The sequence below is a fragment of the Brevibacillus reuszeri genome (assembly GCF_002897295.1).
GTDB classification, from domain to species: domain Bacteria; phylum Bacillota; class Bacilli; order Brevibacillales; family Brevibacillaceae; genus Brevibacillus; species Brevibacillus reuszeri_A.
The window spans coordinates 16,945-40,849 of record NZ_BEXF01000031.1 but is presented as its reverse complement, the minus strand read 5'-3'; the positions used below and the strand labels follow the sequence as shown (position 1 = coordinate 40,849).

The following is a 23,905-nucleotide window of genomic DNA, read 5'->3' as shown; positions in this document are numbered from 1 at the left end:
TTCGACGAATTTTTTTAGGTGACGAATGTATGCATGTAAAAATGTAACGATATTTCATGTATATAGTTGGTTTTAAAACGGTTTCAATGCTATAATGGGGGCAGAGAAGATTATTGATGTCAGGGTAATGTGCATTGCCGCTTACATCCTGATCTCCTCCATTTGGCATGGCGGGATGGATAACTGGTATCATAGATGCTTAGTCATTAACCCACCATAAAACGGTTTGTGCAAAAATCATGCACAGATTGTTTTGTGGTGGGTTTTTATTTATCTATTGGAGGTTACGTCTAGATGAAACAAGTGAGCTTTGATTTAAATGGAACGAAACGCCAAACAGAAGAGGGCACCCGAATTCTGGATTATCTGCTTCAGCAGGATATCGAACATCCACACGTCTGTTACTCTTCTGAATTAGGTCCGATCCAGACTTGTGATACATGTATGTGTGAAATAGATGGTAAAATCATGCGCGCCTGTTCCACCCAAATTCAGGAGGGCATGAAGATTCTTACTTCTTCTGAGTTGGCAAAAAATGCGCAGCGGGAAGCGATGGACCGGATTCTTGAAAACCACATGCTCTACTGTACAGTTTGCGACAACAACAATGGAAACTGTCGTGTTCACAACACAGTAGAATTGCTGGAAATTGAACACCAGACACGTCCTTTCCGTGAAAAAGGCTATGAAGTAGATATGTCCCATCCTTTCTATCGCTATGATCCAAACCAATGCATCTTATGTGGGCGCTGTACAGAAGTTTGCCAAGATTGGCAAGTGAATGAAACGCTGACCATTGACTGGGAACGAGAAATGCCGCGCGTGATTTGGGATGACAACAAATCGATCAACGAATCATCCTGCGTATCCTGCGGTCAATGCGTAACTGTATGTCCATGCAATGCCTTGATGGAAAAATCCATGCTTGGCGAAGCAGGCTTCATGAGTGGCATGGAGAGCGACTTGTTGAATCCGATGATTGACCTAATCAAAAAAGTGGAGCCAGGCTATAGCAGCATTTTTGCCGTCTCGGAAATGGAAGCGGCCATGCGCGAGACGAAAATTAAGAAAACCAAAACCGTATGTACGTTCTGCGGTGTAGGTTGTTCGTTCGAAGTGTGGACCAAAGACCGAAAAATTTTAAAGGTGGAACCAAGCCCTGAAGCACCAGTGAACGGAATTTCCACTTGTGTGAAAGGGAAATTCGGATGGGATTTCGTCAATAGCGATCAGCGCTTAACCAAGCCACTTATTCGACGCGGGGATACGTTTGTAGAAGCTACGTGGGATGAGGCACTGGATGTTGTTGTGAACAGACTCGGTGCCATTAAAGACACCTATGGTCCTAATTCGCTTGGATTTATTTCTTCCTCCAAGTTCACCAATGAGGAAAACTACCTGATGCAAAAAACAGCACGCCAATTGTTTGGAACGAACAATGTAGACAACTGCTCGAGGTACTGTCAGTCACCAGCCTCCTGGGGACTCCAGTATACTGGCGGAATTGGCGGAGACTCGGGAACCATTCAGGACATCGCAAAAGCTGGGTTGGTCATCTTGATGGGCTGTGCGCCAGCTGAAGCACATCCCGTACTCGCTACCAGAATCAAGCGCGCGAAAAAATTGAATGGTCAAAAACTCATCACAGTTGATTTGCGCAAACACGAGATGGCAGAACGGGCAGATTTGTTCATCCGTCCAAAACAAGGAACCGACTATGTTTGGCTAGCTGCTGTGTCTAAATATATGATCGACCAAAACTGGCATGATGCCGCGTTCATCCAAGAGCACGTCAACTTTTATCCGGAATTCGTAGAACTTATTCAAAAGTATACGTTGGAATTTGCAGAGGAAGAAACAGGGATTTCCAAAGAAACGTTGATCCAAATCGCGGAAATGATCCGTGATGCAGACGGTACAGCCATTTGCTGGGGAATGGGTGTCACGCAAAATGCGGGTGGCTCCTATACCTCGACGGCCATTGCAAACCTGTTGCTGATCACTGGAAACTTCATGCGCCCAGGTGCAGGAGCGTATCCACTGCGCGGTCATAACAACGTACAAGGTGCGGCTGACATGGGAACGATGCCAAACATTTTTCCTGGGTATCAACCGGTTACGAACGATGAGATTCGTGCTAAATTTGAGGCAGCTTACGGCGTGAAAATTCAAGCACAGCCAGGTCTGGATAACATCCAAATGCTGGAGGCAGTGGATCGTGGCGAGCTTCGTGCGATGTACGTTGCAGGTGAAGACATGGCATGGGTAGATGCAGATTCTAACCATACACAAGATATGCTTGCCAAGCTCGATTTCCTCGTGGTACAGGATGTTTTCTTGAGCAAAACGGCTCAGTTTGCAGATGTTGTTTTGCCAGCGGTTCCATCGCTTGAAAAGGATGGCACCTTTACCAATACCGAACGTCGTGTACAACGCCTTTATCAAGCGCTTGAGCCTGTCGGCGATAGCAAGCCTGACTGGTGGATTTTCAGCCAGCTTGCGAAAAAGATGGGCTATGATTGGAACTATAGCCATCCAAGCGAAATTTTCGATGAAATGGCATCACTGACTCCGTTCTTCTCGCAATGTAATTACGAAGTGCTAGAAGGCTGGAACAGCTTTAACTGGGGATCTCCTGATGGAAGCAATACCCCGCTGCTGCATACCAAAGGATTCAACTTCCCTGACAAAAAAGCACGTCTGGCGCTGTTCGATTATATTCCGCCAGCCAAGTTCCCTGAGGAGTATGATCTGACGCTTGATAATGGACGCTTGCTTGAACAGTTCCATGAAGGAAATCTCACAAACAAGTCCAAAGGTATCCAGTACAAACTCCCAGAAGTGTTTGTGGAAGTTTCTCCAGAACTGGCTAAAGAACGTGGACTATCCGATGGAACATTGGTCCGTCTCCTGTCTCCTTATGGAAAAATCAAGCTCCGTGTGCTTGTTACGAGCCGGATGAGTGGAAAAGATATTTATGTTCCGATGCACTCCGCAAGCCATGAGAGTGCTGTGAATCTGCTAACGGGTGGAGCAGTTGATGTGCAGACGCATACTCCTGCCTACAAGCAGGTAAAAGTACGTATGGAGATTCTCGAGGAAACAGGAAAATCGCCACTTCCTGCGTATAATCCTCGTTATGCCAAGCGCAATCCACAGCTCGGCGTACAAGTCGAACGCAAATGGGCAAGAGAAGATTACAAGCCGATTGCAGATGTGAATGTTGCGGTAGATGTAAGAGGAGGTAGAAAGTAATGGCGAGTCCAATTACAAAAATTGTCCAACCGACACTCTCAGAGAGTGAAAAGCAAAATCAAACGGTCGAAGCCATCCTCCAATTACTTGCGAAAAATCCGGAAGGCATCCAGGAAACGATCAAATTACTCCAAGAGCTGCATGATAGTGGTATCTTGGGAGCATTGACTGCTGCAGTCGAAGCAAAGGAAGAGCTTGCAAAAATCGTCGTAGGGCAGATGGTGCGTCCTCCCGTTACGAATATCATTAATAATGCAATGGCAGCAGCAGGCGGACTTGCCGAGCTTGAGCCAGAAATGACGCAAAAGCTGATGAAGGGTGTTTCCAAGGGGCTGCAAAAAGCGGACGAGGGACTTCGTTCTGGTCAAAAGGTTGGAATCATGGATTTGATGAAGGCGTTATCCGACCCTGACATAAATCGGGCGATCGGCTTTGGCATCAACTTGTTAAAAGGAGTAGGTGAGGGCTTAAAGGAATCCTGATGCTTTTCTCCGAATTCTATAAGAAGGAAGGAGATAAGCCATGTCAAAACAGTTGGAGCATCAGTTCAGCATGCTCGTTCGTGAGATTCGCAAGGAATATGTGGGAAACGGGCCCAAAGAAATTTTGACGCGTTTCGTGGATACCTGGGCGATTAGTGAGATGAAAGGGAATCTGACGAACGTAGAAAAATTTATGATTACCTCAAATGAAGGCAGAAGAATGGTTCATGATGCGCGTACGAAATTGGTGAAAAAGATCTATACCAATCCAGAGGTCGTGACAAAGCTCGAGGATTTGATGAAGGCAAAAATCGTACGCATTTTTTCCGATATAAATATCGAAGAGGATATCGCCATGACCGTATTTGTATTCGATAGAGCACTTGATTCCAAATAGAATCGCTTTCACCGAAACCAATAATGGAGTCAGTCTTACACTTGCGTTTGCGTGTTTGACTGGCTCTTTGACATGTTTACAGCTAAGTTTAAAAGTCAGAATATTATGGGAGGATTGAGAATCAGTGAACTGGATATGAATATTGGAAATCTGTAGGTATAATACATTTTCAAGAGCGCTCTATAATTGAATGGAAAATGGTGATCAATATGTTATCAAATCAAGATTTGGTTTTGGATAATTTTGTGAATAAGGCATCCTCTCTTCCATCATGGTTTTCAGGTGCGCACGTAGATGAAAATCAATATTTTATCGCTGTTGATTCGGGTTTACCATCCGATACATTTAATGTACTTGTTCCGTTGTCAGTGTTACCCAAAGCTGTGCTAACGAATGTAGAGCAAGCCGTTCGTTCTTATTCAAACAAGGGATTTCCCGTAAGCGTTTGGACAGATCAGCGCTTTTTGACTGATGAGCTTGTGCGGTTGCTAGCTGATCTCGGGCTGGAGGAAGTTGAACGCAATGTTACCATGAAATTAGAAAGTGACGCGATCAAGTCAGCAGGACCGTTGACTTCTGACTTTTTTGAGATAAAAAAGGTGCAGAATACTGAGGATGTTCGTAGGTACGCCACCATTTTTCAGTCATTGTTTGAGGGTAGTCCTGAGCAAGAGGTCCTGAAACAGTTATTCGATCAAGCTGCAAAAAGCTATTCTGCTCATCCGCACCAACAGTGGTTTATTGGCTTCTTGGACGGCAAAGCAGTATCTACGGGCTGCTTGATTGAAACAGACAGCAGCTATGGAATTTACGATGTAATGACAAGACAAGAATATAGAGGAAAAGGACTCGGCAGCACGATGTTTAGCTATCTTCTCCAGCGAATTCAGGAGGACGGCAAAGGAAAGCCTTGCGTGCTGCAAGCCTCTACAGATGGAATCAACATTTATCGGAAGGCTGGATTTCAAGAGGTAGGAGAAATGGTTGTTTTTGAATAAGAATTGGTAGAAAACAGTCGAGCATGCTTTGGTGGGAATCTAAAAGCATGCTCTTTTTTTGAAAAAGTTGATCGTGCTAGCTTACAGCCGTTTTAGCTTTGCTGAATTTTTTAAACACGGCTTTTAAAATGGGGGGCACAGCCAAGGAAATAAACAGGGCACGAAATAGCTGATAGCAGATCAAAATGGACAGGTCTGCATGTACTTCCTTCGCTATGATCGCCATCTGGTCCATTCCGCCAGGAGAGAGGCTTAAAAAGGCAGTAACAAATGAAACGGGATGCGTCATGGTCAAAAGCAAACTCAGAGCGAGAGCACATAAAATCAATACAATTCCACTCAAAAAAGCTGTCGTGCTGATTCTCCATGCATGCTTCAAATTCTCTGGTTTAAGCAGCAGCCCGATGTAGCCGCCTAGCATTAACTGAGTAGCATTCATGATGACGGTTGGAAGGTCGGGACCATGGAATCCAGCAATATTAAGGACGATCGTGCCGATCATTGGACCGAGTAAGTATGCAGTTGGAAAGTTTAATCTGTTTGCCAGAATAGCAAGGATTGTACACACGACGGCAAATAGCCAGATACTTGGAAAAAGTCCATCCCAGCTAGCTCCAGCAAGATGTATTTGTGCGGAAAGAGAATGTTGGCTAATGCCCGTGATCAGTGGACTAAAGATAAGCAGAGGGACAAAGACAATGATCATCATGAGCCTGGAGACCTGTAGGAAGGTGACGACGGTTAAATCGACGCCCTTTATTTCCTCAGCCAACGGAATCATTTGACTCAGGCCGCCCGGTATACTTCCGATCAAAGCTGTTGGAAAAGGGATACCTGAAAGCCTGGAAACAAAATAGGCGATCACAAGGGTAAAAAGTAACAGCAGAACTGTCAAAATAATCATGGAGGGTAGCTGCTTGCCAATCTCTTTTAACGTAGACAGTGTGAAAGAAAGCCCAATCGTATACCCGATGATTCCCATACCTGTATTCCGAAGCATCCCCGGCCAAAATGGAGTGACCCTGGTAACCAGCTTCGAACCAATGAGAACGAATACCATGGAGCCTAGAAGCCAGGGGAGGGGGATATGCAGCATTTGAAACACAACGCCGCCGATAATCGCAAACATACAGGTGAAAAGAAACCGGACCCATTTACTCTCAATAAGCTGCATGTCATTCATGAAACCACTTCTTTACATAGGATTATGGCAAAAGAGCAGCCAAAAATTTGAAAATTCACTCGGTAGAAACTCACGAGTTCATTATATGACTTGTGAGTTTTCTTAGTCAATTCCCATGTTGAATATGTGGCATCTGCATGTCAGAATAAATAGGGGTGGTCATAATGGAAGATGTGAAAAAACAGCAAATACTCCATACTGCAATGGGCGTATTCAAGGAAAAAGGCTATTCCTCCGCATCTATGCAAGAAATCGCCGATGCTTGTGGTATGGCAAAAGGCAGCATTTATAAAATCTTCCCTTCAAAAGAAGATTTATTTACAGAAGTCTTCAAGCTCTGCCATCAAATGATGTTTGAGCAAGCGAATCAACTGGATTCCGATGGGAGACGAGAAGGGACGGCACCAAAGGAACAATTGCGCCGAAAAATACAATTTCAGCTTCAGTACATGCTGGAAAATTACTTTTTTATGGTTGAATTCAAAGAACTGCCGATCAAGGATAATGAGACCTTCAAAGCAGCTTGGAGGAAAAAAAGAGCAGTCCTGCTCACTTGGCATAAGGACTGTTTCTTGGAGGCCTATGGTGGTGAGGCCAAGGACCATATATGGGATGTCGTGGCCATCTATAGAGGACTTTTGAAAGAGTACTTATTTTATATCGTACAAAAAGGAATTTCAATTCCACTGTCTGAACTGGCCCATTTTTTAGTCGGGCGCATGGATGCGATCGTAAGTGATCTGATACACTCGAAAGCGAAGCCAGTCTTAGACGAGACGACCGTTTACTTTAACAGCCTAAATCCGATTGATTGGCAAACGCACAAAATGACGATTCAACAATTTTTGCAAGCAGTGAAGGTACACATTTCAGAGCTGGAAAAGCCGGATAAGGTGCGAATAGAGCTGTTGGAGGTAATCGAGCTTTTGCAGAAGGAGCTTGCGTTAGATGCCCCAAACAAGACGCTGGTGAACGTCTGTATTGCGTATGTAGAAAATGTAACAGAGCTTCGACCATTTGCTCGGCAGCTTACCTACATGCTATAAACCTAGCAAAAAAGTAGAGGTGGAGGGCTCGCGTGTTTTTGATCGGTGAAATTTCCAAGCTTTTTCAAATGGATGTTCGCACCTTGCGTTATTATGATGAAATTGATTTATTCAAACCAACTCATGTCGATGAGCGCACTGGCTATCGTTACTACACAATCGAGCAATTCGAGCAGCTGAACACGATTCTTTATCTCAAAGCGCGAAATAGAAAAACGAATCCAGGAGTTTGTTCATATCCAGAAAAAAATCGAAAGCAGAATTTATCAAATCAAGGATGCTGCGAATGAACAATGGATGGGAGTGATCCGGGAGGTTGTCATTCTTTTGACCCTCCAGCAGCTGGAGGGTTTATTCTGGTTCCAATGAATGAATAGGGGGGAGCTTTCGCGTGCTTGGAACCATTGTCAATGCTGTATTGATTGTAGTAGGAAGTCTTATCGGGAGTGTATGTAAACGGGGTATGAAGGAGTCGTATCAAGACATTCTGATGCAAGGAATGGGGCTGGCCGTAGTAGCATTAGGGGTGTTTGCGATTTCCAAGCATATGCCAAATAGTCAGTATCCAGTCTTGTTTATTGTGAGTCTAGCGCTTGGCGGCGTGATTGGCCAAGCATGCAACTTGGAGAATCGATTCAATCGGATCGTTTCCACGTTTTCAAAGGGGAATTTGGCAGAGGGATTATCAACCGCCGTGCTTTTGTTTTGTATCGGGACTCTTTCCATTGTTGGTCCCATCGAAAGTGCGTTAAACGGAAATCAAACCTATTTGTTAACAAATGCGATCTTTGATTTGGTAACCTCGATTGTGCTGGCTGCTACATTTGGGCTCGGGATTGCCCTCTCGGCTGTCGTTTTGTTCTGTTGGCAAGGATTCTTCTATTTTACGGCAAAAGCAGTGTCTAGTTATATTACGCCAGAGCTTTTGACAGAAATCTCGATCATTGGCGGAGTATTAATTCTCAGCTCAGGACTTAGCATCCTCGGAGTAAAAAAGTTCAGTACGATAAATCTGATTCCGTCTCTTTTAGTACCCGTCATTTTTTTGGTAGTGAAAAATGCTGTTTGGAGCTAAATTTTTCGACTTCCTTAAACATGTTTATAAAGCGAAGGTTCCGCTTAACTAGGCGGGCCTTTTTTCATTATTCCATTGAATGGCAGCTAAGCCCTTTACGAAATGGAAGATAACGGCTAAAATCAAGATTACAGCAATCATTTGTATATACAAATGATGAAGTGTCGAACAGAAGAACGACAAAGGAGAAGGATTCATTGAAAGAGGAAAACGGCAAAGATTCTATAGCATATCCTTCAGCCGATAGCGAGCGTTTCGATGAACAGCAAGAACTGCCTAGCTCTGATTACATGTTGAGCCACTGTCTGTATTTTACCGTCTCGCGGTTCGCCAGACAGATGGACAAGCTCGCCGAAGAAGCATTTGCGGCAATTGAACTACCACCTTCATACGCCTACCTGATGATTACACTGAATGATCATGCTGGTATTTCGCAAAAAGAGCTATGCGAAAAGCTCACGATCGCACCATCAACAAGCACCAGATTCATTGATAAGCTCGTAGGCCGTAATCTGGTAGAGCGTAAAGCCGACGGAAAGCAAATCATGCTTTGTTTGACGGAAGAAGGAAAAGCTTTATGCCAGAAAATTTATCAGAGTCTGGAAGCCATCTATTTACGTCACGCTGAGATACTGGAACAAAGTCATAGCAAGCAGTTGATTACCCTGCTCCACGAAGCAAGTGAATTAATGAAAAAGCATGATATTTAGGAGGTTTGAACATGGGCTTATTAACAAGTCGGGTGGCACTCGTGACAGGCGCTGGAACTGGTCTTGGCCGAGCAACGGCAATTCGCTTGGCTGACGAAGGTGCGAAGGTCGTGCTTGTTGGCAGAAGGACAGAAAAATTGCAGGAAGTGGCACAAACGATCAAAGAGGCAGGAGGGCGAGCAGTAGTCATTCCAGCAGATGTCACAGACGCAGAAGTGGTGGACAAGCTCCGGGATCAAGTAATTACACAGATAGGCCAGCTAGACGTACTAATCAATAACGCAGGTGGTACAGGGGAATACAGATCGATTCATGACATGACGCCAGACGTCTGGGATCATACCATCCGCCTCAACCTGTATAGTGCTTACCTCATGACCCATGCTTTTTTACCAACCATGCGCAAACAAAAATACGGTAGAATTATTTCCATTACGTCAGCAATGGCAAATTTCGTATACGAAGGCTTGGGCGCGTATTCGGCAGCAAAAGCAGGTCTCGAAGGTTTAATGAAAACGGTCGCTCTAGAGGAAGGGACTAATGGTTTACTCGTGAATCTTTTTGATCCCGGGAACTTGTTGACGGAACAAAATCCTTATGGAGTAGGGGACCCAGCGACCGTAGTAGATAAAATTGTAGGATTGGCGACTTTACCTGAAAACGGGATGAACGGACAAGTACTTAGAGCAGATCAAGGATCGTAGGCTGGGTGTTACAAACACTCGGTCTTTTAACTAGAAAATATAGACAGAATATTCATTTTTATGCAAAAGTGAGTAACGTATGCATAATTGAATAGGTGGGGGTGAGCGATTTTTTAAAAAAACAATCGTGATGCAGAGGAAAGAGCGGTACTTGCCATGCGAAACGAACCTCCTTTTACCAAATCGTTTGGCATGGAAGATGCAAGATTTACAATTTCAAGCTTTCCTTTTCACCCAACGCTCATTTAGGAGGATTGATCCATGGAGCATTCTGCTTCCCCCACATTAAAACGTTCGCTTACTCTGAAGTATGTCGTCTTTTTTGGATTAGCTTTTATGGCGCCACAGACGTTTTTCTCGACGTATGGGGTTGCCGTACATAGTACAAACGGGATGATGCCGATTGCTTATGCGATCGCGCTGATTGTCATGCTGTTTACTGCTTATAGCTATGCGCAGCTCGTGAAGGCGTTTCCAAACGCGGGGGCTGCGTACACGTTTACCCAGCGATCAATTAGCCCACATGTCGGCTTCATCGTAGGCTGGACGATTATCATTGATTATTTGTTTAGCCCGATGATTAGCTCCTTGCTCATCGGAATATCATTGAATGCCTTTTTTCCATCGGTCCCTATGTTTGTATGGATTACTTCCTTTGTTTTGGTCATCACAACTGTCAATATCTTGGGTATTAAATTGGCGGCGAAATTTAACACGTATATGCTTTTTCTGCAGATTTTTGTTTTTATTCTCTTTTTTATATTAACGATTTATGGGCTTCTTTCTGGGAAAGGAGCAGGGACTTTGTTTTCCACGGTACCCTTTTATGATTCGGAAATTAAAATTCCGACGCTGCTCTCCGTTGTCCCGCTCTTATGCTTCAGCTTTTTAGGCTTTGACGCGGTGACGACTCTATCAGAAGAGACGAAGGACGCTACGAAGACGTTGCCCAAGGCGATCTATCTCATCACGCTGATTGGTGGCTTATTGTTTGTTTCAGGCTCTTATTTTTCTCAGCTTATTTTTCCCGAGTTTCAGTCTTTTCAAAATCCTGATTCAGCTTACTTAGAGATTGCGATGTATGTCGGCGGGAACATTTTCACGAGTATTGTTGTGGCAGTAGGATTGACAGCCGGATTCGCCTCAGCAGTAGCTTCAGGAACGAGTGCTTCTCGCATTTTGTACGCGATGGGCAGGGAGAATGTCCTTCCGAAAAGAATCTTTGGTTATCTGTCTCCAAAGTATCGAACACCAGTATTCAATATTTTGATCATTGGAGCGGTCGCTTTCAGCGCTCTGTTCCTGGATCTGATGACAGCCGTATCGTTTATTAATTTTGGCGCTTTGTTCGCATTTTTCTTCGTCAATCTGGCAGTTGTTGCCCATTATTATGTTCGTCAAAAGCAAAGGTCTGTGCAAGCAACGATTCAATATTTGATCATCCCGTTGGTCGGTGCTGCGCTCATCGGATTGTTCTTCATCAATTTGGATGAACATTCTTTAATGCTCGGCGGAGCCTGGCTGCTCATCGGTTTTCTATATTTGCTGAATTTGACCAAAATGTTCCGGCAACCGCCTCCACAGCTAAGTATCGAAGAAGCCTCTTAATAAGAACCACCGGGGAATCGGGCTTTGAACAAGCTTGACCTCGCGCAGTTATACGATAAATGAATCAATGAGAGGATGATTGTATCATGAGTAAACAAATTGCTGACTTGATCGTTTCGAGCAATGCCGTATTTACCGGACTTTCTGATGTGCCAGTGCCTGCGTCCATCGCAATTGCAAATAACAGGATTATAGCCATTGGTTCGAAGGAAGAAATGGTCGCATTTACAGGAGAGACGACGAAGGTCTATTCTTTTGAGGACCAATTGATCATGCCTGGTTTTCATGATTTCCACCTGCATGTAATGGATGGGGCAGTTGCCATGGAAAGTGCCAATTTGTTCTCTGCCCGGTCGGAAGCTGAGGCGCTGGAAATCATTCGAGACTTTGCCGAATCAAAACCGGATGAACCATGGGTAATCGGCTCAGTGTGGGATGCAGGCTACTGGGATACTAAGCAATTACCGAATCGGTATGCTTTGGATCGAGCCGTTCCTGATCGTCCAGCGCTCATGTTTCACGCCGAGGGTCATTATGCTTGGGTGAATTCAAAAGCACTGGAGATTGCTGGCATAAACCAAAAAACAGAAAACCCTGCATTTGGGATCATCGGAAAAGACGAAAACGGAGAACCAGACGGCTTGTTATACGAAAAAGCAATGGGCGCCGTAATCAAGCATGCCTATCATTTTTCAAAAGAAAAAAAGAGAGAGCTTTTCAGGAATTTCCTCGCCTACGCAGCCAGCCTAGGAGTGACGGCTGTCCATGATTTATTTGCAACGGAATCATTGGCTATCCTTACTGATTACGATCTTTTCAAAGAGTTTGAAGATAGAGGAGAGCTGACCACACGCATTCACCTCTGGCCAGCACTGGATGGCGACCTGGAACGTGCAAAGCAGCTGAGAGAAACATTTCAGACGGACATGCTCCGTGTATCCGGCTTGAAGCAATTTATCGATGGCGTCATCACCGCTCGTACAGCTTATCTGCTGGAGCCCTATGCCGATCAGGCAGACACTCGCGGGGAAACATCATTTCCGCCAGACATGATCAAGAAGTGGGTCGTAGAAGCAGATAAAGCAGGCTTTAGCATTCGCTTCCATGCGATCGGGGATGGAGCGATTCGGCTTGCATTCGATTCATACGAGGAAGCGCAGAAGGCGAACGGCAAACGAGATTCCCGTCACTCCATCGAGCACGTAGAAGTGATTCATCCAGATGATATTCACAGATTTAAAGAGCTAGATGTGACAGCTTCAATGCAGCCCGACCACTTTGCCATGTCCGAAAGAGGCGTTTACACAGAGCGCATTGGGTCTGAGCGGGAAAAATACGTCTTTTCGATCAATACCTTACAAAAAGCAGGGGCGAGATTGGCCTTTGGAACAGATTTTCCTATCGATATATTGAATCCACTCCTGCAAATTTATCGTGCAGTGACCAGAATCGATAGCAGCGGCGAGACGGTCTGGCATCCGCATGAGCGCATCACTCTTGCTGAAGCTTTAAAAGCATATACAGCCGGGTCCGCCTACGGTACGTTCAGAGAGAATGAGCTGGGAACACTCGAAGTAGGCAAGCTTGCCGACATAGCCGTTTTGGAACGCAATCTTTTTGCAATTCCGGTGGAAGAAATACCTGATACGAAGGTACAGCTCACGATTGTGGATGGCAAGGTCGTATTTGATCGTACGGAGACTCTGATAGAAAAATAAGTATGCACCACTGATAAAATCCCGTATTCTTTGGCGATGACTTCGGAGAGAGCGGGATTTTTTCGTTCCCCGGGGCAAGAGTATGTAGAATTTTTAAGCGTGGTTAAACAATGTATTTCACCTGGTGAGAAGGCGTGCTTATGCAAACCAATCAAAAAAACTGATGCCAAGTACAAAGGCATCAGTTTCTTTTTTTCACCATTCAATCAAGATCATCATGCCTGAAGAGAGGAGAAAGTGCTTTTGTCAAAAAGCTCGATACAATGTCCACATCCTCTGCTTGGACTTCCAGCGACTGGACCCAGCTGTTTTCATGAGAGAGATCATCGGAGGAGATCAAAGCTGCGCGCATATTCTGCAGTGACATGACAATGCTTTTGCCATCAAAGTGTTGTGAGTAGAAAAAGGCTAGATCATATCGATTGTGCTCCGTGGCAAACGTGACAAAGCGAGAAAGAAGATTTTCCGATTGATCGTATAAATAGTCAAATTTCATGGCATTTACCTCCTGAAAAAATATTTGTTAGATCGCTTCCTCGAAGTCGATAACCGGAGGCTTTTTGGTGAAAAATTTAGTAGATAAAAGCAAATAGCCGATACCCACAAGTGACCAAATAAGTCCGAGCGTTAGCGCATGACCATCAAGGCTGTACCAGAGAAACATGACGAAGCTAGTCCCGAGCAGGGGCGAAATCAAATAATGAAATGAATCGATAAGAGAGCGCCGCTTTTCCCGAATATAGTAATGCGCGATGACGCAGGCATTGACGGCGGTAAAGGCAGTCAACGCACCAAAGTTGATGAAAGCAAGCGCGGTTTCTAAATCGAGGAACAGAGCAGCAAGTGAAACGACACCAACAAAAAACACATTGCGAGCCGGGATACCTCTAGTTGGATGGAGTTGGCCAAACATCTTTTTCGGTAAAACATTTTCCCTGCCCATTACGTACAGAAGACGGGAAGCACTAGTATGAGAGGCGATTCCCGAGGCAAGGGCGGCGGTGATACTTCCAGCCACAAAAATGGCGTAGAACAGATCTTGTCCGAGAATTCTCGACATCTCGGGAGACGGGGACTCTGGATTTTGAAATTGCTCTACTGCCGGAAAAGCAAGCTGGGTGAAATACGATGTTGTTATAAAAATGACGCCACCAATTAACGCAACCAGAAAAATGCCACGCGGAATGGTTTTCATCGGATTTACCGCTTCTTCTGTATAAGTCGTTACCGCATCGAAGCCGAGAAAGGAGAAGCAGAGGATCGCAGCACCGGTAAACAGTGTTGGTAACGAGATACCTTCCCCGTAGAAAGGTCGAGTGTCAAAGGATGTGTTTGCTGCTCCAGAGGAGATATGCGAGATCGCCAAGCCAATGAAAATAGTAACTACAATGACCTGAAATACTACCAGGAGCGTGTTGAAGTTTGCAGTTGACTGAATTCCGCGAAAATTAACCATGGTGGTGATCGCAGCGAGCAGAAGTCCAAGAATCCATTCAGGAACCATCGGGAAAGCTGCGAACAAATAGATTTTGCCCAGCAAAACATTTATGACAGGCAAGAAGACGTAATCCAACAGAGAAACCCATCCTACCAAAAAGCCTATATGCGGATTGAGAGATTGGCGGGCGTAGGAGTAGGCAGATCCTGCAACAGGGAAGACCTTTACCATCTTGCCGTAGCTGGATGCAGTAAAAAGCATCGCCATCAAAGCGAGGATGTAGGCAGAGGGGACATGCCCGCCCGTTTCCTGTGTAACGATTCCATAAGTATCAAAAACGGTAAGGGGAGTGAGATATCCGAGTCCCAATACGATGACTTGCCAGAGCTTCAAACTTCTCTTTAAGGCAGGTGTGCTTGGCTGTTCGATGCTTTTTTCCATGACCAATCCCCTTTGCAATTGGAGTGAAAGCGTTTTAGTTTTTTTAACGTATAGGAATTTATAAGCGTATGACGCTTATGAATTCCGGAGCGCATGTAAACATTCCGCTAAACGCGGTCGCTCCACCTTGAGGAGGCATCGATAGAGGTTTTCTTATGATCAAAAACATGACGGCTCACGATCGAGCTAGTCCTCCAACTGCGCGGCCACAGATAATTGCTGCCGTTTCTGTTTTATTCATGTGCTTTGCCCCCTTTACGTCTGATATATATGTTCTGATTCTTGCCTCTTCAAGGCTAAGCAATTGATGTGCCAAAGGAGAGGTAGGCGCAATCGGGAGGGTTATCTTAGCAGAGTTAAAGAGCCGAAGCGAGTTACTCTGGAGGAAGGATAGGCATAGGTCTGTGCAAAAGTAGCTATTCAGTAGTGCATAAGTTATGAAAAAATGAATAGAATTTCGGCAAAAAGCGGTCGTTACGACTGAGTTTAATTGGCATAATATTTGCACTACTTATTCTGCGATCGTGTATATTTCGGTCAGAGCAGACAAATCGAGCTTGAGAGAGCTTCTGACGGCTGTTTCTACACGAAGCACCTGTCTATCAGGTGTAGAGGAAACAAGGAGAGGACCAAAAGTGAAGCGAAACAAGCTATTTCTCATTGCAGTCCTGCTATCGATGATCTTACTGCTGACCTGGATTCAGTCAGCGTTGGGCAAGGTCTGTGCGATAAAGGGTCAGAGGCTACCTTTGACACTGTAGTGCTTACTTATTAGGAAAGGTAGCAATTGCTCGTAATTTTACCCAATCGTCCAACGCTGTAGAAGAGAAGCTGACAAAAAGCGAGTATAGACTACCTACAAACGGAGGACTTGATTGTATGCAATATCCACTTTCCCCAGACGTAAAACCGGAATTTTGTACGACTGGCACATTCATGCGCTTGCCATCTGCGAGAGAAAATGCCAAGGTAGCGATTCTCGGACAGCCGTTCGACACCGCGGCTTCCTTTCGCGTAGGAGCGCGTTTTGCGCCACAAGCCATTCGTCAGGCTTCTATGACATTATTTCCTTATCATCCGACACATAAAGTGTACCCTTTTGAAGATACCAATGCGATCGACATCGGGGATGTGTCGGTGATACCACACAATATTCACCGCAGCTACGAGCTGATGGAGGATGCCATGCTGGACTTGATGAAAAAAGGCATCGTTCCGATCGGGCTGGGTGGAGATCATTCGATTACATTAGCTTCTCTGCGTGCTGCTAAAAAAGTGTATGGACAGGTAGCGATGATCCAGTTTGACTCGCATACAGATACGTGGGATACGTATTACGACGAGAAGTATTGGCACGGCTCGCCATTCATCCGGGCTCACGAAGAAGGGCTGCTGCAGCCAGACAAGGTGTTCCAGGTCGGAATTCGCGGGACACTGAACCACCCTGGAGATGTTGAGGCAAGCTATGAGCTCGGGTACAACGTCATCACGACACAGGAGCTGCGGAGTCGAGGGTTTGAAGAAGTGATTCAGCAAATCAAAGTGAAAATCGGGGATACGCCTTGCTTTTTGACTTTTGATATCGATTTTGTCGATCCTGCATTTGCACCAGGAACAGGTACACTTGAGGTAGGGGGCTTTACCAGTCATGAAGCGCTGCAAATGGTTCGCTCGCTGCAAGGATTGAACTACATCGGATTTGATCTGGTAGAGGTGCTTCCTCCTTATGATCCGGCACAGATTACATCGCTACTGGCTGCTACACTGATTCACGATTTTGCTGCGTTGGTCGCACTACAGCAAAAACAAAAAGTCAAAAAATAGAGCGTTATTCATTTTTGCATAATTTATGAATTTTTGAATAGATTCTTCGTGATTTGAGCCTGAATCACCTGTGAGAAGGCAAGGCTTGGAATTTGGCACGAGAGTTGCTTTGAGTATGAGATGAGAAAGGAAACCCCGGAAGGAGAGGATTCGTTGCATGATAAACCTGAAGATGTACATCAATGGGGAGTGGGTAGACGCGCAAAGCAAGAAAACCCGTGAGATCCTGAATCCCGCGAATGGAGAAGTGACCGCGCTCTCGGCAGAGGGAGATGTAGAAGATGCTCGTCATGCCATCCAAATCGCCCGTGATGCATTTGACAGCGGAATTTGGTCTGAGCTTCCGGCAGCAGAACGAGCACGTTATCTTTTGGCTATCGCCGACAAACTGGAGGAGCGTGCAGACGAAATCGGCAGGCTAGAAACTTTAGACAACGGGAAACCACTACGCGAGACGGCTTTTGACGTTGCTGATGCAGCAGCTTGCTTCCGTTACTATGCAGGTTTGGTTACCAAGCCTGACGGTCAAACCTACCACGTGGCTGATCCTGTCCAGGCGATGGTGGTTCGCGAGCCAGTCGGTGTATGTGGCTTGATTGTACCGTGGAACTATCCTTTGCTGATGGGGGTGTGGAAAATCGCGCCAGCTCTTGCAGCGGGAAACACCATTGTATTTAAGCCGTCGGAAATAACGCCTGTCTCTGCGCAAAAGCTGTTTGAAATTATGGAAGAAGTGGGCATTCCCAAAGGCGTAGCCAATATGGTGCTGGGACCAGGCCCTACGGTAGGCAGCGAACTCGCAGAGAGCCATCTTGTAGACAAAATTTCATTTACCGGTGGTACGGCAACAGGCCGCAGTATTATGAAAGCGGCTGTGGGCAATATCAAAAAGATTTCGCTGGAGCTCGGTGGCAAGTCACCCAATATTGTCTTTGCCGATGCAGACTTTGAGACAGCAGTTGACTATGCACTATTCGGAATTTTTGCTAATCAAGGGCAGGTCTGCTCAGCAGGCTCCCGTCTTCTCATTGAAGATAGCATCCACGACCGCTTCGTAGAGAGATTGGTAGAGCGAGCGAAAAAAATTCGTGTAGGTCCCGGAAACGATCCTGCCACTGAAATGGGGCCAGTCGTAAGCCATGCTCATATGGAAAAGGTTTTGCACTACATTGAGCTCGGTAAATCAGAGGGAGCGCGCCTCCTGTGTGGCGGCAGCCGGATTACGACGAATGGTCTTGAAAAGGGCTACTTTGTGGAGCCGACCATTTTCACCGATACACTTCCATCCATGAAAATTGTTCAGGAAGAGATTTTTGGACCGGTGCTTGCTATTCAGCGCTTCAAGGACGAGGCAGATGCCATACGACTTGCCAACGATACGGTATATGGGCTGGCAGGCGGTGTTTTCACCCAGGACGGTGCCAAGGCCATGCGTGTCATCAAGAAGCTGCGTGCAGGCATTACATGGATCAATTGCTACCATCCGACGTACAACGAGGCTCCTTGGGGCGGATATAAGCAAAGCGGTATTGGTCGCGGCTTGGGAACGTTTGGCTTCGACGAATATACCGAAGTAAAGCAAATCAACATCAACCTGCACGTACAGCCAACAGGCTGGTTTGAAAACTAAACGAGATAACTGATCAGGAGGACTGCAAGATGAGACAAACAGTGGAGAGTAGCCAAACGAATAACCAGGTACAGGAACAATATAAAGATGTGTATGCTTATACTCAGCAAATACTCGAGCTGATTGCCAAAGACGAAATTACGCAGGACGAAGCGGCTTGGGTAACACGCCAGACTGTAGAAAATTTTCGCGACCACGTCAATCCAGGATTTCTCGGATATCGTAAATCTGTAACCAAAGACGGTCAATTCGCTGCTGTTGAATGGAAGGACGCAGGTCCAAACTCCTTTATGGATGTGAACGGTAAGGTTTACATTGACTGCTTGGGCGGTTTCGGGATTTACAACGTGGGTCACCGGCATCCAAAGGTAGTCGAGGCGGTTATCAACCAGCTCAACCGCCAACCGCTGCACAGCCAGGATCTGCTCGACCCGCTGCGTGCCATGCTGGCCAAAATTTTAGCGGACGTAACTCCTGGAGATCTGAAATACGCCTATTTTGCAAATAGCGGTACAGAGACAGTGGAAGCAGCAATCAAGCTGGCTAAAATGCACACGGGACGAACTACTTTTATCGCGACGACCAAAGCGTTCCACGGCAAAAGCCTCGGTGCTCTGTCTGCCACTGCAAAAGGCGTGTTTCGCAAGCCCTTCTTGCCGATGATCCCGGGCTTCCGCCATGTGCATTTTGGGGATATTGACATGCTGCGCAAAACATTCGAAGCATGCGCGCTGGTAGGCGAAGAGATTGCGGGTGTAATTCTGGAGCCGATACAAGGGGAAGGTGGGGTAAACCTGCCGCCAGATGGATACTTGAAGCAGGTTCGTGAGCTGTGCGATCAGTACGGAGCGCTTCTCATTCTGGATGAGGTGCAAACCGGTATGGGACGTACGGGAAAAATGTTCTGCTGCGAGCATTACGATGTCACCCCGGACATTTTGTGCCTTGCGAAAGCGTTTGGCGGCGGGATTATGCCGGCAGGGGCAGTAGTCGCAACAGAGGAAGTGTTCAAAAGCTTTTTCCCTAATCCGTTTGTCCAAACGACGACATTCGGCGGTAATCCACTGGCATGCGCGGCTGCAATTGCAACCTTTAACGTGCTGATCGAGGAAAATTTGCTGGATCGCTGCGTGGAAATGGGCGAATACATGCTGAAGGGACTGCGCGAGGCAGCTGCTGTCCATACCGACAAGGTTCAGGAAGTACGTGGAAAAGGCTTGTTGATCGGGATTGAATTCCATAGTGATGAAATCGGTTATGAGGTGTCAAAGGGTCTGTTCGACAATGGTATTTTGGTTGCTGGTACCTTGATTAACGCGAAAACGATTCGCATCGAGCCGCCACTCACCATTACCTACGAAGAGGCAGACCAAGTTATTGCGACCTTCAAAAAAGTATTGCCACTCGTAAAAATATAAGAACAATGAGCAAAGAAGACTGCCCACCCCAGTCTTCTTTTGCCCTTTTTCTCCATGGGAGCCCCGGGTATAATAGATAGAAACAAACCAAGCAATATTGGGAGGACCTATGGTTTCAAATTGGTTCATTAAAAAAGTATATACAGTATCTTTAGAATCTTCAGCTAATGAAGTTTGGAACATGATGTCTAGGTACAATGAGCGTTACGTCTTTGTAACCGATCCCGAAAACACAGAGAATTTGCTTGCCTACATTCGAAATACAGACATGATCCCGCTCCAGCATGATCGGGAGCAGATGAACAAAGCTGTTCGCGAGCTTCCCCTTCACACGAAGCTATCGTTTATTAAGCAGGAAGCGGACATGCTGGATTTTTTTCAATTATTCGGGGAAGAGGTCGTCGTTGTACAAAGCCAAGAAGGCAAACCAGAAGGCTATTTGCACCGAGAGGACATTCTATACTCTCTATTAACCAATCAATCTGCTCATACAGACTGGATTCGCTCCTTGCTCAACTCTATACCGATGGGGATTATTATCGCAGATCTGGAAGGGAAGATTGAAGATTTCAGCTTAGAAGCACTTCGGATGGTCAGAGTCACCCCTGAGGAGCTGCGACTGCAAAGGGTAGGAGAGCTGCTTGATCCTGACGTTTTTCTCAAGGTGATTGAACACGGAGAAACCGTATTGAATTATATCATTGTCAACGAGCGAATCGGGGTACTAGCTGATTTTTGTCCCATCCGCAATCAGCAGGGCGCAGTAACTGGAGCAACCATCGTACTTCAGGATTTGCCTTACATAGAGAAAATGGCAATGGAAATGGAGTACGTCAAAAATCTGAACACCGATCTTCAGGGAATCCTTTCGTCTATCTACGATGAGATTCTCGTTTTAGATGAAAATGGGATTTTGCTGCGCTACAGCGGGAATTTAATTAAAGATTTTTGGGAGATCAACAAAGAGCAATTAATCGGACTAAACCTGATGGAGCTTGCGCACGAAGGATTATTTTTCTCATCGATCGTCAGAATGGTACTCGAACGCAAACGGAAGGTTTCTGTGACACAAGAAAGCCGATCTGGCAAAAATGTTCTGGCTGTGGGCAATCCGATCTTTGACGACAAAGGAAAGCTGGAGCGGATCGTCATCGCTTTGCGTGATATTACCGAAACGGTGTTACTCAAGGAAGAGCTGCTTCAGGCGAAGAAAATGTCGGAAAAGTACAAAAAGGAGCTGGAGCATCTTCGTGATCAGCAGCAATACTCAAAAAATCGGCAGTTGATTTATGCGAGCGAGCAGATGGAAAAGGTAATGAAATACATCCATAAAATCGCGAAAACGTCTTCGACGGTACTGCTTTCCGGTGAATCTGGCGTCGGCAAGGAAGTATTTGCCCGTACGATTTACGAATTGGGTCCACGCAACAACAATCCATTTGTCAAAGTGAACTGTGGCGCCATTCCTGAGACCCTGCTCGAAAGTGAATTATTCGGCTATGAAAAGGGCGCTTTTACTGGGGCGAATGCGAACGGGAAGCCTGGTTATTTTCGAATGGCGCACAAAGGCGTGCTGTTTTTAGACGAAATCGGTGAGATGCCGCTTAATCTGCAGGTGAAGCTGCTGCGGGTCCTGCAGGAAAGAGAGATCATCCCGATCGGTGGTTCCGAGGTAGTTGAGGTTGATGTGCAGATTATCGCTGCCACGAACAAGAATCTGGAAAAAATGGTCGAGGAAGGCACGTTTCGTGAAGACCTGTATTATCGGTTGAATGTCATTCCAGTCGTGATCCCTCCATTGCGTGACCGCTCAGAGGACATCCCGCTAATCGGTCTGCACTTCCTGCAAACCTTTAATGAAAAATACGACAGATCCACACAAATGTCCCAGGATGCTCTCGACCTGCTGGAGTCTTATTCCTGGCCAGGGAATGTACGAGAGCTGCAAAATATTATTGAACGAATTGTAGTGACTGCAGATGAAGATTTAATTGAGGCTCATCATATTACTCCTCTATTGAAAAAGCGGAAGAAACAATTTTTCAAGCAAAACATGAACAAGATTATGCCACTAAAAGATGCGACAAGAGCGATAGAGGAGCAGCTTATTAAAATGGCTATGGACGAATTCAAGACAACTTCTATGGCAGCAAAGGTGCTAGGTGTGAGTCAATCGACGATAAGCCGCAAGTATCAGGAAATTCAAGAGAAGCTAAGTCGAGGTGAGCCGATTGGGTTTAAAGTATGACGTGATATCGCCATTTGCCGGTAAGATTGAACGTGTATTATTTCGACCGGGCGACCGAGTTCAGGAAGGTGAAATCATCTTCACGCTGGTGGACGGACAAAAAAGCATCGATATTTTCTCGCCGGTCACTGGATACATGGACGCAGTGGAGGTTGAACGGGGAGATCTCGTTATAGCCAGTATGATTTTGACATCGATCATCTTGAGCCACGAGGAGACCAACAAATAGAAAGAAACTGAAGAATGATGAAAAGAAACAGCCATCTACTAAGGTGGCTGTTTTGCATGTGTTTGCGAATAGGGCCACTGTTCCGTTAAAATAGCGAGTAGCTATTATCCAAATTTTTGCTGCGTAACGCGATACAATCGGAGGTGAGCAGAAGATGAATTTCTTAGACGCTAACAACAAATGGACCCCGGAATTTATGAAATATATAGAGGAAACAGCTAGACCATCCATTAAGCTGACTCTCACTAAAGAGCTGACTAGACTGACTGACAGCAAGGTTGGTGGAAAACCGTGGTTACCACCTATGGTGCAAATACCACATGATGAAGACGGTACCGATTATTTGTTCATCGCACAAGTGAATTGGGCGAAAATGCCACAGCTTGATGGGTTTCCGTCACACGGATTAACCAGTTTCTTTGTGAAGCAGGATAATACGTTTGGACTGCTAGATCAAGCATACCATGTCCTGCATTTTGAGGACGTGAGCGATACAACAGAAATCGACCCATTTCAGCCAGAAGATCCTGATCTGTACAGTCCGGTATTAGGTGGTCCGTACAAACTGACTGGGCAGCTTGAGTCGAAGCTGATCCCTTATAAAAATTTCCTATCAGAACATTTTCAACTGCCACCACATCATGACAAGGTTGTATATTCCAAATATTGGGATCTATCAGATGCAAGTGGATCGCGGATCGGCGGGTATCCGTACTTTACTCAAGACGACCCGAGAAGCGAAGATTCCATTCTCCTTTTGCAGCTTGATATGGAAGGCGATCACAAGGATTACTATGTTTCATGGGGAGACAGCGGCGTAGCGAATTTTTTCATTCGCAAGGAGGACTTACTGCGTTTGGACTTTTCCAATGTAGTTTACACGTGGGATTGTCTGTGAACGTACGTGAAAAACGATAGAGAACGGGGGGAACCGATTGGAACTCATACATAATATTCAAGAGCTGATTAAAGTCTCGCAAAAAATGCGAGTCAAGTACTTGTTTTTCTGGGGACATACGCAAAAAAGTCAAGGAACTATCGATAAATCCTGCTTCAGTCAATGGTATCCAGCCACCTTTTCAGAGGGAGATACGACGTACCTGACAGCAGAGCATTACATGATGGCAAAAAAGGCAGAGCTGTTTGGGGACCTCTCTATCCGCGATGAGATTCTGAAGGTATCACATCCGAAACAGGCAAAGGAGCTGGGACGCAAAGTTCGCTCGTTTGATGGAGCCGTTTGGGACGAAAACAAGACACAGATCGTACAACAGGCAAATCTGTTGAAATTTAGCCAGCACCCTAAATTACGAGAGTTTCTGCTTGAAACGGGAGATCGAGTCATCGTAGAAGCTAGTCCATATGATCGCGTATGGGGGATTGGCATGGCTGGGGATCACCCACATGCTGAACAACCAGAGCGCTGGCGCGGAGAAAATCTACTAGGTTTTGCTCTGATGGCAGTAAGAGAGCAGCTACGGTCAGAATGACAGGAGAGGGA

The 23,905-nt window shown here is 45.7% G+C and carries 22 protein-coding genes; 18 read left to right on the top strand and 4 right to left on the bottom strand.

What is annotated here, in order from left to right:
- Nucleotides 1-294 precede the first annotated feature (294 nt).
- The 4 genes from fdhF (at nucleotide 295) to C3B52_RS30550 (ending at nucleotide 5,132) form a co-directional block, all read left to right on the top strand.
- Nucleotides 295-3,255 (top strand): formate dehydrogenase subunit alpha, encoded by a 2,961-nt coding sequence (gene fdhF / locus C3B52_RS30565; protein WP_103110132.1) that lies wholly within the window; start codon nucleotides 295-297, stop codon nucleotides 3,253-3,255.
- Nucleotides 3,255-3,737 (top strand): DUF1641 domain-containing protein, encoded by a 483-nt coding sequence (locus tag C3B52_RS30560; protein WP_103110131.1) that lies wholly within the window; start codon nucleotides 3,255-3,257, stop codon nucleotides 3,735-3,737. The genes fdhF and C3B52_RS30560 overlap by 1 nt, the downstream gene beginning before the upstream one ends.
- A gap of 40 nt (nucleotides 3,738-3,777) precedes the next feature.
- Complete coding sequence (locus C3B52_RS30555) at nucleotides 3,778-4,134, top strand: DUF2294 domain-containing protein (protein WP_103110130.1); 357 nt, start codon at nucleotides 3,778-3,780, stop codon at nucleotides 4,132-4,134.
- A 209-nt stretch (nucleotides 4,135-4,343) separates the two neighbouring features.
- Complete coding sequence (locus C3B52_RS30550; protein ID WP_164684996.1) at nucleotides 4,344-5,132, top strand: GNAT family N-acetyltransferase; 789 nt, start codon at nucleotides 4,344-4,346, stop codon at nucleotides 5,130-5,132.
- A gap of 76 nt (nucleotides 5,133-5,208) precedes the next feature.
- Here C3B52_RS30550 and C3B52_RS30545 read toward each other — a convergent pair whose 3' ends face one another.
- Entirely contained in the window at nucleotides 5,209-6,306 is a 1,098-nt protein-coding gene (locus C3B52_RS30545) for an AbrB family transcriptional regulator (RefSeq protein WP_103110159.1), read from the bottom strand.
- 173 nt (nucleotides 6,307-6,479) lie between these two features.
- Here C3B52_RS30545 and C3B52_RS30540 point away from each other — a divergent pair, with 173 nt between their 5' ends.
- The 7 genes from C3B52_RS30540 (at nucleotide 6,480) to C3B52_RS30510 (ending at nucleotide 13,176) form a co-directional block, all read left to right on the top strand.
- Nucleotides 6,480-7,361 (top strand): TetR/AcrR family transcriptional regulator, encoded by an 882-nt coding sequence (locus C3B52_RS30540; RefSeq protein WP_103110128.1) that lies wholly within the window; start codon nucleotides 6,480-6,482, stop codon nucleotides 7,359-7,361.
- Nucleotides 7,362-7,393: 32 nt separating this feature from the next.
- Nucleotides 7,394-7,651 (top strand): MerR family transcriptional regulator, encoded by a 258-nt coding sequence (locus C3B52_RS38060; protein ID WP_276527243.1) that lies wholly within the window; start codon nucleotides 7,394-7,396, stop codon nucleotides 7,649-7,651.
- Nucleotides 7,652-7,752: 101 nt separating this feature from the next.
- Complete coding sequence (locus C3B52_RS30530; RefSeq protein ID WP_103110127.1) at nucleotides 7,753-8,436, top strand: DUF554 domain-containing protein; 684 nt, start codon at nucleotides 7,753-7,755, stop codon at nucleotides 8,434-8,436.
- Nucleotides 8,437-8,633: 197 nt separating this feature from the next.
- Nucleotides 8,634-9,146: a MarR family winged helix-turn-helix transcriptional regulator gene (locus C3B52_RS30525; RefSeq protein WP_235615907.1), complete on the top strand. Its 513-nt coding sequence runs from the start codon at nucleotides 8,634-8,636 to the stop codon at nucleotides 9,144-9,146.
- An 11-nt stretch (nucleotides 9,147-9,157) separates the two neighbouring features.
- Nucleotides 9,158-9,850 (top strand): SDR family NAD(P)-dependent oxidoreductase, encoded by a 693-nt coding sequence (locus C3B52_RS30520; protein ID WP_103110126.1) that lies wholly within the window; start codon nucleotides 9,158-9,160, stop codon nucleotides 9,848-9,850.
- A 261-nt stretch (nucleotides 9,851-10,111) separates the two neighbouring features.
- Nucleotides 10,112-11,458 carry an APC family permease gene (locus C3B52_RS30515; protein ID WP_103110125.1) on the top strand — a complete coding sequence of 449 codons (1,347 nt, stop codon included), beginning with the start codon at nucleotides 10,112-10,114 and terminating at the stop codon, nucleotides 11,456-11,458.
- An 86-nt stretch (nucleotides 11,459-11,544) separates the two neighbouring features.
- Nucleotides 11,545-13,176 carry an amidohydrolase gene (locus C3B52_RS30510; protein ID WP_103110124.1) on the top strand — a complete coding sequence of 544 codons (1,632 nt, stop codon included), beginning with the start codon at nucleotides 11,545-11,547 and terminating at the stop codon, nucleotides 13,174-13,176.
- Nucleotides 13,177-13,378: 202 nt separating this feature from the next.
- Here C3B52_RS30510 and C3B52_RS30505 read toward each other — a convergent pair whose 3' ends face one another.
- From C3B52_RS30505 to C3B52_RS36905, 3 genes are all read right to left on the bottom strand, one after another.
- Nucleotides 13,379-13,672 (bottom strand): SAV0927 family protein, encoded by a 294-nt coding sequence (locus tag C3B52_RS30505; protein WP_103110123.1) that lies wholly within the window; start codon nucleotides 13,670-13,672, stop codon nucleotides 13,379-13,381.
- 27 nt (nucleotides 13,673-13,699) lie between these two features.
- Nucleotides 13,700-15,055 (bottom strand): APC family permease, encoded by a 1,356-nt coding sequence (locus tag C3B52_RS30500; RefSeq protein ID WP_103110122.1) that lies wholly within the window; start codon nucleotides 15,053-15,055, stop codon nucleotides 13,700-13,702.
- A gap of 511 nt (nucleotides 15,056-15,566) precedes the next feature.
- Nucleotides 15,567-15,716, bottom strand: a complete 150-nt coding sequence (locus tag C3B52_RS36905; protein WP_164684995.1) for a hypothetical protein — start codon at nucleotides 15,714-15,716, stop codon at nucleotides 15,567-15,569.
- Between the two features lie 218 nt (nucleotides 15,717-15,934).
- Between C3B52_RS36905 and speB the strand changes: the two genes are divergently transcribed.
- The 7 genes from speB (at nucleotide 15,935) to C3B52_RS30465 (ending at nucleotide 23,894) form a co-directional block, all read left to right on the top strand.
- The gene (gene speB / locus C3B52_RS30495; RefSeq protein ID WP_103110121.1) at nucleotides 15,935-16,879 is read left to right on the top strand and encodes an agmatinase; all 945 of its coding nucleotides are present in this window, start codon (nucleotides 15,935-15,937) and stop codon (nucleotides 16,877-16,879) included.
- A 157-nt stretch (nucleotides 16,880-17,036) separates the two neighbouring features.
- Entirely contained in the window at nucleotides 17,037-18,509 is a 1,473-nt protein-coding gene (locus C3B52_RS30490; RefSeq protein WP_103110120.1) for an aldehyde dehydrogenase family protein, read from the top strand.
- 29 nt (nucleotides 18,510-18,538) lie between these two features.
- Entirely contained in the window at nucleotides 18,539-19,927 is a 1,389-nt protein-coding gene (locus C3B52_RS30485; protein WP_103110119.1) for a putrescine aminotransferase, read from the top strand.
- 181 nt (nucleotides 19,928-20,108) lie between these two features.
- Entirely contained in the window at nucleotides 20,109-22,175 is a 2,067-nt protein-coding gene (locus C3B52_RS30480; RefSeq protein WP_235615906.1) for a sigma 54-interacting transcriptional regulator, read from the top strand.
- Nucleotides 22,150-22,404, top strand: a complete 255-nt coding sequence (locus C3B52_RS30475) for a biotin/lipoyl-containing protein (RefSeq protein ID WP_235615905.1) — start codon at nucleotides 22,150-22,152, stop codon at nucleotides 22,402-22,404. Before C3B52_RS30480 ends, C3B52_RS30475 begins: the two co-directional genes overlap by 26 nt.
- 154 nt (nucleotides 22,405-22,558) lie before the next feature.
- Nucleotides 22,559-23,302, top strand: a complete 744-nt coding sequence (locus C3B52_RS30470; RefSeq protein ID WP_103110116.1) for a YwqG family protein — start codon at nucleotides 22,559-22,561, stop codon at nucleotides 23,300-23,302.
- A gap of 37 nt (nucleotides 23,303-23,339) precedes the next feature.
- On the top strand, nucleotides 23,340-23,894 hold the full coding sequence (locus C3B52_RS30465; protein WP_103110115.1) for an NADAR family protein: 555 nt from the start codon (nucleotides 23,340-23,342) through the stop codon (nucleotides 23,892-23,894).
- The last annotated feature ends 11 nt before the right edge of the window (nucleotides 23,895-23,905 follow it).

Excerpts from the sequence above, each read along its gene's own strand:
- fdhF (WP_103110132.1), top strand. The coding sequence starts at position 295 with ATGAAACAAGTGAGCTTTGATTTAAATGGAACGAAACGCCAAACAGAA.
- C3B52_RS30560 (WP_103110131.1), top strand. The coding sequence starts at position 3,255 with ATGGCGAGTCCAATTACAAAAATTGTCCAACCGACACTCTCAGAGAGT.
- C3B52_RS30555 (WP_103110130.1), top strand. The coding sequence starts at position 3,778 with ATGTCAAAACAGTTGGAGCATCAGTTCAGCATGCTCGTTCGTGAGATT.
- C3B52_RS30550 (WP_164684996.1), top strand. The coding sequence starts at position 4,344 with ATGTTATCAAATCAAGATTTGGTTTTGGATAATTTTGTGAATAAGGCA.
- C3B52_RS30545 (WP_103110159.1), bottom strand. The coding sequence starts at position 6,306 with ATGCAGCTTATTGAGAGTAAATGGGTCCGGTTTCTTTTCACCTGTATG.
- C3B52_RS30540 (WP_103110128.1), top strand. The coding sequence starts at position 6,480 with ATGGAAGATGTGAAAAAACAGCAAATACTCCATACTGCAATGGGCGTA.
- C3B52_RS30520 (WP_103110126.1), top strand. The coding sequence starts at position 9,158 with ATGGGCTTATTAACAAGTCGGGTGGCACTCGTGACAGGCGCTGGAACT.
- C3B52_RS30515 (WP_103110125.1), top strand. The coding sequence starts at position 10,112 with ATGGAGCATTCTGCTTCCCCCACATTAAAACGTTCGCTTACTCTGAAG.
- C3B52_RS30510 (WP_103110124.1), top strand. The coding sequence starts at position 11,545 with ATGAGTAAACAAATTGCTGACTTGATCGTTTCGAGCAATGCCGTATTT.
- C3B52_RS30505 (WP_103110123.1), bottom strand. The coding sequence starts at position 13,672 with ATGAAATTTGACTATTTATACGATCAATCGGAAAATCTTCTTTCTCGC.
- C3B52_RS30500 (WP_103110122.1), bottom strand. The coding sequence starts at position 15,055 with ATGGAAAAAAGCATCGAACAGCCAAGCACACCTGCCTTAAAGAGAAGT.
- C3B52_RS36905 (WP_164684995.1), bottom strand. The coding sequence starts at position 15,716 with ATGAGAAATAGCTTGTTTCGCTTCACTTTTGGTCCTCTCCTTGTTTCC.
- speB (WP_103110121.1), top strand. The coding sequence starts at position 15,935 with ATGCAATATCCACTTTCCCCAGACGTAAAACCGGAATTTTGTACGACT.
- C3B52_RS30490 (WP_103110120.1), top strand. The coding sequence starts at position 17,037 with ATGATAAACCTGAAGATGTACATCAATGGGGAGTGGGTAGACGCGCAA.
- C3B52_RS30485 (WP_103110119.1), top strand. The coding sequence starts at position 18,539 with ATGAGACAAACAGTGGAGAGTAGCCAAACGAATAACCAGGTACAGGAA.
- C3B52_RS30480 (WP_235615906.1), top strand. The coding sequence starts at position 20,109 with ATGATGTCTAGGTACAATGAGCGTTACGTCTTTGTAACCGATCCCGAA.
- C3B52_RS30470 (WP_103110116.1), top strand. The coding sequence starts at position 22,559 with ATGAATTTCTTAGACGCTAACAACAAATGGACCCCGGAATTTATGAAA.